Origin of the sequence: Nocardiopsis sp. NPDC101807 (assembly GCF_044766605.1) — a bacterium.
GTDB classification, from domain to species: Bacteria; Actinomycetota; Actinomycetes; order Streptosporangiales; family Streptosporangiaceae; genus Nocardiopsis; species Nocardiopsis tropica.
This window is the reverse complement of sequence record NZ_JBIWMK010000001.1, coordinates 1,210,395-1,224,131: the sequence shown is the minus strand read 5'-3', so window position 1 is coordinate 1,224,131 and position 13,737 is coordinate 1,210,395. Positions and strand designations below refer to the sequence as shown.

At 74.1% G+C, this 13,737-nt stretch carries 4 protein-coding genes; all 4 read left to right on the top strand.

Annotation, left to right across the window (positions count from 1 at the left end; translation table 11 throughout):
- The coding region (locus ACIRPH_RS05150) for a GTP-binding protein (protein ID WP_402909383.1) at positions 1-518 on the top strand (518 nt) is incomplete at its 5' end.
- Positions 519-578: 60 nt separating this feature from the next.
- The gene (locus ACIRPH_RS05145; RefSeq protein WP_402909380.1) at positions 579-1,838 is read left to right on the top strand and encodes a styrene monooxygenase/indole monooxygenase family protein; all 1,260 of its coding nucleotides are present in this window, start codon (positions 579-581) and stop codon (positions 1,836-1,838) included.
- Positions 1,839-2,240: 402 nt separating this feature from the next.
- Positions 2,241-10,325 (top strand): SDR family NAD(P)-dependent oxidoreductase, encoded by an 8,085-nt coding sequence (locus ACIRPH_RS05140; RefSeq protein ID WP_402909378.1) that lies wholly within the window; start codon positions 2,241-2,243, stop codon positions 10,323-10,325.
- On the top strand, positions 10,312-13,698 hold the full coding sequence (locus ACIRPH_RS05135) for a type I polyketide synthase (RefSeq protein WP_402909376.1): 3,387 nt from the start codon (positions 10,312-10,314) through the stop codon (positions 13,696-13,698). The genes ACIRPH_RS05140 and ACIRPH_RS05135 overlap by 14 nt, the downstream gene beginning before the upstream one ends.
- Positions 13,699-13,737: the final 39 nt, after the last annotated feature.

Sequence of the window (13,737 nt, the reverse complement as noted above, 5' to 3'; positions counted from 1 at the left end):
GCAAGACGACCTTGGTGCGCTCGGTGTCGGAGATTCCCCCGGTCACGACAGAGGCGATCATGACCGAGGCGAGCGTCGGACACGACGACACCTCGGTCACCCCCGACAAGACGACCACCACCGTCGCGATGGACTTCGGCCGCATCACCATCGACGACGAGCTGGTCATGTACATGTTCGGAACGCCGGGCCAGGCCCGGTTCTGGTTCATGTGGGACGACCTCGTCCGCGGCGCCGTGGGCGCCGTCGTCGTGGTCGACTGCCGAAGGCTCGCGGACTCCTTCGACGCCGTCGACTACTTCGAGACGAACAAGCGCATCCCCTACATCGTGGCGCTGAACAAGTTCGAGGGCCACCTCGACTACACCTCCGAGCAGGTCCGCGAGGCCCTGGAGGTCAGTCCCGAGGTGCCGATCATCGACTTCGACGCCCGCAACCGCCTGTCCGGGGGCGATGTGCTCAAGACACTTCTCAGGTACGCCCTGGAGCACAACCGCACCAGCGAGCCCGTCGCCTGACGGGTGGGGAGGCCTCGGCCTCCCCACGGCCCCGTAGATTCCCCAGGAAAGTTAGCGAACATGCGCAAGATCCTTATCGTCGGCGCGGGTCACGCCGGCCTGCACCTGGCTCACGGTCTCCTGAACCACGGCTACGACGTCACGGTGATCACGGGGCAGTCCTCGCTGGAGATCAGGACCGGCAAACCCTCCATCTCCCAGTTCACCTTCCCCACGGCCCTGGAGTGCGAGCGCAAGTTCGACCTCGACTTCTGGAGCGCGCTCTCACCGCAGATCCGCGAGCAGAAGCTGGCCGTGTACAGGGAGGGGCAGCCCGTGATGGCCGTGAAGGGGCGCTCCGACCCCGGCAACGGCTACTCGGTGTCGGTCGACCGCCGGGTGAAGATGGCCGACTGGCTGGAGTCCTTCGAGGACCGGGGCGGCAAGGTCGTGATCCACGGCGTCACGGTGACCGACCTGGACTACTTCTCCCGGATGTTCGACCTGATCGTCGTCGCGGTCGGCCACGGCGAGCTGGGCCAGCTCTTCGACTACGACGACAGCCGCTTCAGCGGGACCCGGCCCAGGGCTCTCGCCCAGGCCTACGTCTACGACCTGTGGCCCCCGGACACGGGGGACTCGGCGAACATCGGCTGGTTCGGGGTGACGGAGGAGGCCGGGAACATCCTCCTGCTCCCGATGCTCACCCAGGAGGGGCCCGCCCACAACATCCTCCTGGTGGACAAGAAGGGCGGCCCGATGGACGCCTGGCCGGACCGGCCGGGCCCCGAGGAGCAGCTGCGGCGCATGAAGGACCTCATGCGCAAGTACGCCCCCGAGTTCTTCGAGCGAGCCAAGGACGCCGTCCTGATGGACGGCCGCAGCACCCTCGTCGAAGACCTCACCCCGCAGGTGCGCAACCCGGTGGGGACCCTGCCGTCCGGCGGCAAGGTCATCGGCATGGCCGACGTGGTGGTGACCATGGACCCGTTCGTGGGACAGAGCTGGAACAACTCCACACGGTGTGCGGAGGCCTACCTGGAGAGCATCATCGAACGCGGTGACCAGGTGTTCGACGAAGAGTTCATGATCACAGCCTTCGACCGCTTCTGGGAATTCGGACAGGACAACCAGGAGTGGGCCGAGTTCGCCTCGTCGATGGTCGAGCAGGCTCTGCCCGAGCACATCATGAACGTCATGAACGCGGCGTCCGAGTTTCCCGAGATCGCCGATCGGTGGATTCAGGGATGGGACTGCCCGTCGGACTACAAGTCGTGGATGTTCGATCCCGTGGTCGCCGAGAGGTACATCAGCGAGGTCCGGGCCCGTCACGCCGGCTGATCCCGGCCCACGTCCGGTGCTTCAGGCCCGGCGCCCGAGAGGCGCCGGGCCTTTTCGCGTATCACACGGGGCCGCCACGGCTGAGGCGGGGTGACAGGATGAATTGTTGCTTCGCCATTAATAGTTTACTCTCCTGACCGAAATTATCTCTCTGAAAGGGAACCCTCTATTGTCAGTGCTCCTAATCAGGGGTTACGCTCTAGCGAGTTGGATCCCGTTTGACCCCGAATGGTGTTTCCTGGGGTAGTTCTTGTGGTCCTCAGAAGCTCCGGGGCTCGGTACTCCCCAGCGTGTGAATGCCGCCCCGGTCCAGTGTTCACGGCGTGCATTTGCACGGGCAGGGCACCGGCCCTCGGCGGTGTCCGGAACATCGAGGACAGTCGAGAGTGAAGGGCAGCGAACGTGAGTGGCGGACCTGCAGGAACCCTGACCAATAGTTCCTGGGAGCCCATCGCCATCGTGGGGATATCCTGCCGCCTGCCGGGCGCCGGCACGCCGGAGGCGTTCTGGAGGATGCTGAGCGAGGGACGGGAGGCGATCTCGCCGCCCCCCGAGCGCCTGGGCGGGGGCTCCGCGGAGCGCGGACCGCACTGGGGGGGCTACCTCCACGACGCGGAGTGCTTCGACGCCGGGTTCTTCGGCATCTCGCCACGCGAGGCCCTGGCCATGGACCCCCAGCAACGGCTCATGCTCGAACTGGGCTGGGAAGCGGTGGAGCGGTCCCGGACGGCCCCCGGAGCGCTGCGCGACGCCCGCGTGGGCGTGTTCGCCGGCGCCATCAACTCCGACTACGCGCTCCTCCACGACCGCGGCGGCTCCGGGGCCATCACCCACCACACCCTGACCGGCACCAACCGGGGCATGATCGCGAACCGGCTCTCCCACTTCCTGGGACTGCGCGGTCCCAGCCTCACCGTGGACTCCGGACAGTCCTCCGCCCTGGTCAGCGTGCACCTGGCGGTCGAGAGCCTGCGCAGGGGCGAGTCCGACATCGCCCTGGCCGGCGGCGTCAACCTGATCCTGGTCCCCGAGAGCACCGAGCGCGTCGCCCGCTTCGGGGGCCTGTCGCCCAGTGCCCGCAGCCACACCTTCGACTCCCGCGCCGACGGCTACGTGCGCGGCGAGGGCGGCGCCGTCGTCGTGCTCAAGCCACTGGGCCGCGCACTGGCGGAGGGCGACCGCGTCCACGCCGTCATCCACGGCGGAGCGGTCAACCACTCCGGCGCCACCGAGTACCTCACCAGGCCCACCGTCGAGGGCCAGGCCGACGTGGCCCGCGCGGCCTACGCCAACGCGGGCAAGGAGCCCGGCCAGGTCGCCTACGTCGAGCTGCACGGCACCGGCACCCCGGCGGGCGACCCGGTCGAGGCCGCCGCCCTCGGCGAGGTGTTCGGCGAGGGCCGGGAGGAACCGCTGCGGGTGGGCTCGGCCAAGACCAACGTGGGCCATTTGGAGGGCGCCTCGGGCATCGTCGGGCTGATCAAGACCGCTCTCGGGCTGGAGCACCAGCAGATCCCCCCGACCCTGAACTTCGGCGAGCCCCACCCCGCCATCGACCTCGACGCCCTGGGCCTGGCGGTGCAGACCCGGCGCGAGCCCTGGCCGAGCCACGCCCCCCTGGCGGGGGTGTCCTCCTTCGGCATGGGCGGCGCCAACTGCCACCTGGTCCTCGGCCCCGCCCCCGTCGCCGGCCGCGCCACCGCCGAGGCGCCCGCGTCGCGCACCCTGGACCCCGTCCCGTGGGTGCTGACGGGGCGCTCCGAGGAGGCGCTGCGCGCCCAGGCCTCGGCCCTGCACGCCTACGTGTCCGCCAACCCCGGCGTCCGGGCCCGGGACGTCGGCCTCTCCCTGGCCACGACCAGGGACGTGTTCGAGCACCGCGCCGTGGTCTTCGCCGCAGGGGAGGGCGGCACCAGGGAGCTGGAGTCCGTGCGCCCCGAGGGCCCCGCCGTCGTGGGCGGGCCCGGACCCGTCCTCGTCTTCCCCGGCCAGGGCGGGCAGTGGCTCGGCATGGGCCGCGACCTGCTCGACGGGGAGGGGGCGATGGCCGAGGAGTTCACCCGCAGCGTCGCCGAGTGCGAACGCGCGCTGGACCCCTACGTGGACTGGGCGCTCACCTCCGTCCTGCGCGGTGAGCCGCAGGCCCCGCCCCTGACCGGCGCCCAGGCAGGGGCGGACGTCGTCCAGCCGGTGCTGTGGGCGGTCATGGTCTCCCTCGCCCGGGTGTGGGAGTCCCTCGGCGTGCGGCCGGCGGCGGTGGTCGGGCACTCCCAGGGCGAGCTGGCGGCCGCGTGCGTGGCCGGCGCGCTCACCCTGGACGAGGCGGCCCGGATCGTGGCGCTGCGCAGCCGTGCCCTGACCGCGCTCGCGGGCAGCGGGGCCATGGCCTCGCTGGGCGTCACGCCCCCGGAGGCGGAGAAACTGGCCCGCTCCCTGCCCGACCTGCACGTGGCTGCCGTCAACGGCCCCTCGTCCGTGGTGGTGTCGGGGAACCCGCACTCGGTGCGCGAGGCCGTGGAGCGCTGTGTGGACGGCGGAGCACACGGAGCCCTGGTCGACGTGGACTACGCGTCGCACTCCGCCCACGTGGAGCGCATCCGCGACAGCGTCACCCAGTACCTCGGGAAGGTGCGCTGGCGCCGTCCGCGGATCCCCGTCTACTCCACGCTCACCGGCGGAGAACTGGGCAGGACCCCCATGGACGCGGCGTACTGGTACTCCGGGCTGCGCAACCCCGTCCTGTTCGCCGACGCCGTCGACGCCCTGGTGGCGGACGGCCACCGGATCTTCCTGGAGGTGGGCCCGCACCCGGTGCTGGCGCACGGCGTCCGCGGCTCCCTGGAGCGCGCGGGCGTCTCCGGCCACGTGCTCAAGACCCTGCGGCGCGGCGAGGGGGACGAGGCGCAACTGCTCACGGCCGCGGCCCGCGCCTTCAGCGCGGGCGTGGACATCGACTGGCCCGTGCTGTTCGAGGGCACCGGCGCGCGCCGCACGGACCTTCCCACCTACCAGTTCCAGCGCAGGGCCTTCTGGCCGGAGGGGGCCGACGGGCTCCGCCACGAGGGCTCGGTGAGCTGGGCCCCGCCGCAGCCGGCCGCCGGGGAGGGCGGCTCCGGAGCACCCCGCACGGAGACGGTCGCCGGCCTGGTGTACGCGTGCACGGCCCGCGTCCTGGACCGCGACGCGCTCGACCCGGGGGACGAGCACCGGGCGTTCCGGGACCTGGGCTTCGACTCCGTCATGACCCTCGAACTGCGGGACGCGGTCCAGGGGGCCACCGGCGTCCGGCTGGACGACACCCTCCTGTTCGAGGTGCCCACCCCGGCCGGGCTGGCGGACTTCCTCACCGGCGAACTGGGCGGCGACGAGATCACGTCGGAAGGGGAGGCCGGGCCCGAACGGCCCGCCGCGACGGACCGCCGGCCGGAGTCCGCCGGGGTCCGGCCCGCCCGGGAGCCCGCCGCGGACGACCCCATCGCCATCACGGCCATGGCCTGCCGCCTGCCGGGCGGCGCTTCCTCGCCGGAGGAGCTGTGGCGCCTGGTCGAAGAGGGCGTGGACGCCGTCGGGGACTTCCCCGACAACCGGTTCTGGGACCTGGACGCCCTCTACGACCCCGAACCCGGGACCCCCGGGCGCACCTACACCCGCCGGGGCGGGTTCCTGTACGACGCCGACATGTTCGACGCCGACTTCTTCGGGATCTCCCCGCGCGAGGCCGACGCCATGGACCCCCAGCAGCGGCTGCTCCTGGAGACCTCCTGGGAGGCGGTCCAGCGCGCCGGGCTCTCCACCGACGACCTGCGCGGGGAGCAGGTCGGCGTGTTCGTCGGCGCGATGCCCGGCGACTACGGCCCCCGGCTGTCCGACCCCGCGGGGCAGGGCGACGCCGGGTACCGGCTCACCGGTTCGACGATGAGCGTGGCCTCGGGGCGCGTCGCCTACGTGCTCGGGCTTCGGGGCCCGGCGCTCACCATCGACACCGCCTGCTCGTCCTCCCTGGTGGCCCTCCACCAGGCGGCGGAGGCGATCCGCAGGGGCGAGTGCGCGATGGCGCTCGCCGGCGGCGTCACCGTGATGTCCTCGCCCGGCATGTTCCTGGAGTTCTCCGCCCAGCGCGGGCTGTCCGCCGACGGCCGCTGCAAGGCCTTCTCCGACGACGCGGACGGAACCGCGTGGGCGGAGGGCGCCGGGATGATCCTCCTGGAGCGCGCCTCCCGGGCGAGGCGGGCCGGACGGCCCGTCCTGGCCCTGCTCCGCGGCAGCGCGGTCAACTCCGACGGCGCCAGCAACGGGCTCACCGCCCCCAACGGCAAGGCACAGGAGGACGTCATCGAGCGGGCCCTGGCCGCCTCCGGGCTGGAGGCCGGCGAGGTGGACGCCGTGGAGGCCCACGGCACCGGTACCCGGCTCGGCGACCCGATCGAGGCCAGGGCGCTCATCTCCGTGTACGGCCGTGGCAGGGGCGACGGCGCCGAGCCGCTGCGCCTGGGCTCGCTCAAGTCCAACATCGGGCACGCGCAGGCCGCCGCCGGCGTCGCCGGGGTGATCAAGACCGTGCAGGCCCTTCGCCACGGGCGCCTGCCCCGGACCCTCCACGCCGACGCCCCCACCAGCAGGGTGGGCTGGGACGGCAGCGGGGTGCGCCTGCTCACCGAGAACGAGCCCTGGCCCGACACCGGCCGCCCCCGGCGCGCGGCGGTGTCCTCCTTCGGTATCAGCGGGACCAACGCCCACCTCGTCCTGGAGGGGGTCTCCGACGAGGGCGCCCCCGTCCTGCTGCCGGACCTGCCCTTCCGGCGCCGCAGGCACTGGGCGCCGCCCGTCACCGCCCCGGTCCCGACCGGCACCGCGCTGCTCGCGGACGAGGGGCTGGAACTGGCCGACGGCTCCACCGTGTTCACGGGAGCGGTCGGCGCCGCCGACCACCCCTGGACCGCCGACCACGGGCTGTTGGGGCGGACCATCCTCCCGGGGACGGCCCTGGCCGAGCTCGCCCTGCACGCGGGCGCGCGCACCGGGAGCCCGGTCGTCACCGACCTGACCCTGGAGGCGCCCCTGGCCCTGCCCCGGGACGGGGCGGCCTCGGTGCAGGTGACCGTGGGCGGACCGGACCGGCGGGGACGCCGCGAGGTGGGCGTCCACTCGCGCGGGGAAGGCGGCGGGGCGTGGACCCGGCACGCCTCCGGCATGCTCGAACCCGAGGACGACGCGAGTGCCTGGGACGCCGGGGCCGCGGGGACGGGCTCCGCCGCGGCCGAGCCCGCCTGGTCGACGGCCGACGCCTCCCCCCTGGAGTTCGACGCCGACGCCGCGTACCAGGGCCTGGCCCGGCGCGGCTACGCCTACGGCCCCGCCTTCCGGGGCCTGCGCCGCGCCTGGCGCGACCGGAACGGGACGCTCCTGGCCGAGGTCGCCCTGCCCGGCCGCACGCGCGGCGTCTTCGAGGGGCCCCATCCGGCCCTGCTGGACGCCGCCCTGCACGCGGTGCTCCTGTTCGGCCCCTCCGGGGGCGGGGTGCCGCTGGTCCCCTTCGCCTGGACCGGGGTCCGGACGGTCTCCGCCGTCGAACCGCCCGCCGAGCTGCGGGTCCGCTGGGAGACGCTCGGCCGGGACCGCTACCGGCTCACCGCCTTCGACGGTGACGGGGCGCTCGTCCTGACCGTCGACGAGCTCGTCATGCGCCCCGTCGACACCGACGCCCTCCCGCAGTCGCCGGAGGAGCCCGGACTGTACCGGCTGCGGTGGGAGGCCCTGGAAGCGCCCGACCCGGGGCGGGACATCCCGACCGGTCTCGCCTCCCTGGACGCCCTGGACCCCGAGGGCCCCGTGCCCGACGTGGTCTACGCCGAACTCCCGCCGCGCGCGGTCTACGCCGACCACGGATCGGTCCCCGACGCCGTGCGCGAGGGACTGCGCTCGGCCCTGGGGTCGGTGCGCTCATGGCTGTCCGACGAGCGCACGGGGCACGCCCGACTGGTGCTGGTGACCTGGCGCGCGGTGGTGGCCCACCCCGACGACCGGCTCAGCGGCCTCGCGGCGTCCCCCGCGTGGGGCCTGCTGCGCTCGGCCCAGCGCGAGCACCCCGACCGCCTGGTGATCGTCGACTCCGACGGCTCCGAGGACTCCCACAGGGCGCTGGCCACCGTCGCGGACCTGGGCGAGCCCCAGCTGGCGCTGCGGTCGGGCGGGGTCCTGGTACCCCGCCTCGCCCCGGCGGAGGAGGACGGAACGCTCTCCCCGGCCGGCGCCCTGTGGCGGCTCGGCAGCCGTGGGGCCGGGTCACTGGACTCCCTCTCGCCGGTGCCCGCCCCGGAGGCGGCCGCGCCGCTGGGGGAGGGGCAGGTGCGCGTCTCCGTCCGCGCCGCCGGCGTGAACTTCCGCGACGTCGTGGTCGCGCTCGGCATGGTCGACGACGACTACGGGATGGGGCTCGAAGGGGCGGGGATCGTCCTGGAGACCGGACCCGGGGTCACCGACCTGGAGCCGGGCGACCGGGTCACGGGCATGTTCGGCGGGGCCTTCGGCCCGATGGCGGTGGCCGACCGCCGCCGCATCACCCGCATCCCCGAGGGCTGGTCCTTCGAGCAGGCGGCCGCCGTGCCGGTCGTCTACCTGACCGCCTACCACGGCCTGGTCGACCTCGCGGCGGTGCGCCCGGGAGAGAGCGTCCTGGTCCACGCGGCCGCGGGCGGCGTGGGCCTGGCGGCGGTCCAGCTCGCCCGCCACATGGGGGCCAGGGTGTTCGCCACCGCCAGCCCCCACAAGTGGCCGGTCCTGGAGGACTTCGGTCTGGAGAAGAACCACCTGGCCTCCTCGCGCACCCTCGACTTCGAGTCCTCCCTGCGCGCCGCCAACGGCGGACGCGGCATGGACGTGGTCCTGAACTCGCTCACCGGTGAGTTCGTCGACGCCTCGCTGAGGCTCCTGGCCACCCCCGGCGCGACCTCGGGGGCCGGCGGCCGCTTCGTGGAGATGGGCCGGACCGACATCCGCACCGACGAGGCGGTCTCCGCCGCCCACCCGGGGCGCGGCTACCAGTCCTTCCTCCTGCCCGACGTGGATCCGGCACGGATCGGACAGATGCTCGAACGGATCATGGAGCTCTTCTCGTCCGGGGCCCTCACGCCCCTGCCGATGACCGTCCGGGACGTCCGCGACGCCAGGGAGGCGTTCGGCGTCCTGGAACGCGGCGAGAACGTCGGCAAGATCGTCCTGAGCGTGCCGGCGCCCTTCCCCCAGGAGGGCACCGTGCTGGTCACCGGCGGCACCGGGACCCTCGGCCACCAGGTGGCCCGCCACCTGGTCACCCGGTACGGCGTGCGCGACCTGACCCTGGTCAGCCGCAGCGGCGCCGCCGCCGACGGTCAGGACGCCCGGACCGGCGAACTGCGGGGGCTCGGCGCGCGCGTGGGCGTCCACGCCTGCGACACGGCCGACCGCGACTCCCTGGCCCGGCTGCTCGACGGCCTGCCCGGCGACCGCCCGCTGAGCGCCGTCGTGCACACCGCCGGCGTGCTCGACGACGCCACCGTGCTCTCCCTCGGGCCCGACCAGATGGAGGCGGTCCTGCGGCCCAAGGTCGACGCCGCCTGGAACCTGCACGAGCTCACCGCCGACCTGGACCTGGGCGCGTTCGTCCTCTTCTCGTCGGTGACGGGCACCCTGGGCAGCCCCGGCCAGGCCAACTACGCCGCGGCCAACGTCTTCTGCGACGCCCTGGCGCACCACCGGCGCGAACGCGGGCTCCCCGCCACGTCCCTGGCCTGGGGGCTGTGGGGCGAGGCGAGCGGGATGACCGGCCACCTGGACGGCGGCGACCTGGACACCCTCGGCCGGAACGGCCTGCTGCCGATGCCGACCGACCGCGCACTGGCCGCGATGGACCGGGCCCTGTACCTGGGGCACGAGAACGTCGTCCCCGCCCTGCTCGACCTGGAGAACGGTCCCGTGCTCCAGGTCCTGGGCGGACTCGCCGACCGGCGGGACGCCGCGGGCGGCGCCGAGCGGACCGGGGAGGCCCCCCTGGGGGCCGAGCGGTTCGCGGACCTGAGCGGGCCCGAGCGCGAGCGGGCGCTGCTCGCCGAGGTCCGCACGCACACGGCCGTCGTGCTCGGGCGGGCGGAACAGGAGGGGGCGTCAGGAGTTCCGGCGGACCGCCCCTTCCGGGAGCTCGGACTGGACTCGCTGACCGGGGTCGAACTGCGCAACCGGCTCGGCGCCCTCTCCGGCCTCCGCCTGCCCGCGACCGCCGTGTTCGACCACCCGACCCCCCGCGCACTGGCCCGGCTCATCGCCGGAAGGCTGTTCCCCGACGAGCCGGCGGCGCCGGAACCGGCCCGCACCGGGGAAACCGAGAAGGAGACCGACGACCCCGGCGCCAGCGACATCGACGACATGGACGTGGAGGACCTGCTGGGGCTCGCCCTGGCAGCCGACGACACCGCGCCCGAGGGTGAACAGGAGACGGTTGATGGCTATCAGTAACGATCAGGACAGCAAGCTCGTCGCGGCCCTGCGCGCCGCGCTCAAGAAGAACGAGCGCCTGCGCGAGGAGCTCGACCGCGCGCCGGAGCCGATCGCGATCGTCGGTATGGGCTGCCGTCTCCCCGGAGGGATAGACACCCCCGAAGCCCTGTGGGACCTGCTGGAGCGCGGCGGCGAGGCACTGGGCCCCCTGCCCTCCGACCGGGGCTGGGACCTGGACGCCCTCCTGGGCAAGGACGGGGAGGAGGGCGGGTCGGCCATGGCGCAGGGCGCGTTCCTCGACGACCCGGCCGCCTTCGACCCCGCCTTCTTCGGGATCTCCCCGAAGGAGGCCGAGGCGATGGACCCCCAGCAGCGGCTCCTCCTCGAAGTGGCCTGGGAGGCCGTCGAGAACGCGGGGATCCCGCCGCGGACCCTGGCCGGCGGAGACGCCGGCGTGTGGGTCGGGGCCATCGCGCAGGAGTACGGGCCCCGGCTGACCGAGGCCCCCGGCGACGGGTTCGCGATCACCGGCACCACCAACAGCGTCGCCTCCGGCCGGCTGTCCTACGTCCTGGGCCTGACCGGCCCCGCCGTCACGGTGGACACCGCCTGCTCCTCCTCTCTGGTGGCCGTGCATCTGGCCGTGCGGGCGCTGCGTGCCGATGAATGCTCATTCGCACTCGCCGGCGGGGCGACGGTGATGGCCACCCCCGGCGTCCTGACCGAGTTCACCCACCTCAGGGGCCTCGCCCCCGACGGCCGCTGCAAGGCCTTCGGGGCCGGGGCCGACGGCGCGGGCTTCTCGGAGGGGGCCGGAATGGTCGCGCTGGAGCGCCTGTCGGACGCGCGGCGCAACGGGCACCGGGTGCTGGCGGTGATCCGGGGCGGCGCGGTCAACCAGGACGGCGCCTCCAACGGCCTGACCGCGCCCAACGGCCCCTCCCAGGAGCGGGTCATCGCCCGCGCTCTGGAGGACGCCCGGCTCACCCCGGCCGACGTCGACCTCGTCGAGGCCCACGGGACCGGGACCGCGCTCGGCGACCCCATCGAGGCGCAGGCGCTGATCTCCGCCTACGGCCCGGGCCGGGCGGGCGACCACCCCCTGTGGCTGGGCTCGCTCAAGTCCAACCTCGGCCACCCCCAGGCGGCCGCAGGGGTCGCCGGGCTCATCAAGCTCGTCCTCGCGCTGCGCCACGGGGTGCTGCCGCGGACCCTCCACGCCGACGAGCCCACCCCGCACGTGGACTGGTCCTCCGGCGCCGTGGAGCTCCTCACCCGGGCGCGGCCGTGGCCGGAGACCGGCCGCCCCCGGCGCGCGGCGGTGTCCTCCTTCGGGATGAGCGGGACCAACGCCCACCTCGTCCTGGAGCAGGCGCCGGCGGAGGAGCGGTCCGGCGCCTCCGATCCCGGCGCCCAGGACGCCCCCGTGCGCGCAGGCGCGGACCAGGCCGCCGGCCCGGCCGCGGAAAACGGCCCCGGAGGGGCGCGGCGCGTCCGCGGCCCCGTGCTCTGGCCCCTGTCCGCGCGCGGCGGCGCGGCACTGGCCGACCAGGCCGCCCGTCTGCGGGACCGGGTGGGGGCGGATCCCGGCCTGGACCCGGTGGACGTGGGGTGGTCGCTGGCGACCACCCGCACGGCCTTCGACGACAGGGCCGTGGTGCTGGGCGACGGCCGTGCCGACCTCCTCGACGGGCTCCGGGCTCTCGCCGAGGGGCGTCCCACCCCTGCCGTGGTGACGGGGCGAGCTGCCCCCGACCGGATGCCCGTCCTCGTCTTCCCCGGTCAGGGTGGTCAGTGGGAGGGGATGGCGGTGGAGTTGCTGGGGTCTTCTCCGGTGTTCGCGGAGCGGATCGCGGAGTGTGAGCGGGCGTTGGCGCCCTATGTCGACTGGTCGCTGGTCTCGGTGCTGCGGGGGGAGGGCGGCGCGCCTTCGTTGGAGCGTGTGGACGTGGTGCAGCCGGTGTTGTGGGCGGTGATGGTGGCTCTGGGGGAGTTGTGGCTCTCCCACGGTCTGCGTCCGGCCGCGGTGGTCGGCCATTCGCAGGGGGAGGTGGCGGCGGCGTGTGTGTCGGGTGCGCTGTCGCTGGAGGACGGGGCGAGGGTGGTGGCGCTGCGCAGCCGGGCCCTCCTGGAACTGTCCGGAACCGGCGCCATGGTCGCCGTCGCCCTCCCCGAGGCCCGGGTCCGCGAGGACCTGGACGCCTGGGACGGACGCCTGCACGTGGCCGTGGTCAACAGCCCCTCCTCGACCGTGATCGCCGGTGAGACGGAGGCGGTGGTCCGCCTGGCCAAGGAGTACGAGGAGTCGGGGGTGCGTGTTCGTCGGATCGCGGTGGACTATGCCTCGCATACTCCGCATGTGGAGCGTTTGCGGGGGTCGTTGGGTGCGGTGTTGGCGGGGGTGGTCTCGCGGCGGCCGGAGATTCCGTTCTACTCGGCGGTGACGGGTCGTCCGGTGGGTGCGGGGGAGTTGGACGCGGGGTACTGGTTCCGGAACCTGGCCGAGCCGGTGTTGTTCGGGAGGGTGACGGAGGGTCTGCTGGCGGACGGGCACGACTTGTTCGTCGAGGTGGGTCCGCATCCGGTGCTGGGTTCGGCTGTGCAGGAGACGGCGGAGGCGGCGGGCCGGTCGGGCGTGGTGGTGGTGGGCACGCTGCGTCGTGAGGAGGGGGGCGGGGAGCGGTTCCTGGCCTCGTTGGCGCAGGCGTTCGCGTACGGCGCGCGGGTGGAGTGGTCGTCGGTGTTCGGGCGGGGGGCGCGGGTGGTGGAGCTGCCGACCTACCCCTTCCAACGACAGCGCTACTGGCGCTCGCCCGCGTCCGCCCCCGAACCCGTCCCCGCGCCGGCCGGGACGGCGACGGTCCCGTCCGGCGGTACCGACGCACGAGGCGACCGGCGGATCCCGTCGGGGCTCTCGGCGGCCGAACGCGAGGAGGCCGTCCTCGCCCTGGTCCGCGCGGAGACCGCCGCCGTCCTCGGCCACCCGCGAGCGGGTGACGTCGACCTCGGCCGCGGCTTCCTCGACGCGGGCGGCACCTCGCTCGGCGCCGTCCAGCTGCGGAACCGGCTCAACGAGGCGACCGGCCTGGACCTGCCCGTCACCGTGGCGCTGGACCACCCCACGGCGTCCGCCCTCGCCCGCCACGTGGCCGACCGCCTCGCGGAGGCGTCCGCCGACGACCGGGCCCCGCTGCCCGTCCTGGACGAGCTGGACAGGCTCGAGACGGCCCTGGCCGCATCGGCGGTGGACGACGGGACCAGGAAGGAGCTCGGCGACCGACTGCGCGGCCTCCTGCGCCGCCTCGACGACTCCGGGCCCGGGACCGAGTACGACGAGGCCACCGACGACCAGCTCCTGGAGCTGATCGACCAGGAGTTCGGGATCTCCTGATCCGCGGACCCTCCTGACCGGAACGCACACGAGAGCAGC

Excerpts from the sequence above, each read along its gene's own strand:
- ACIRPH_RS05145 (WP_402909380.1), top strand. The coding sequence starts at position 579 with ATGCGCAAGATCCTTATCGTCGGCGCGGGTCACGCCGGCCTGCACCTG.
- ACIRPH_RS05135 (WP_402909376.1), top strand. The coding sequence starts at position 10,312 with ATGGCTATCAGTAACGATCAGGACAGCAAGCTCGTCGCGGCCCTGCGC.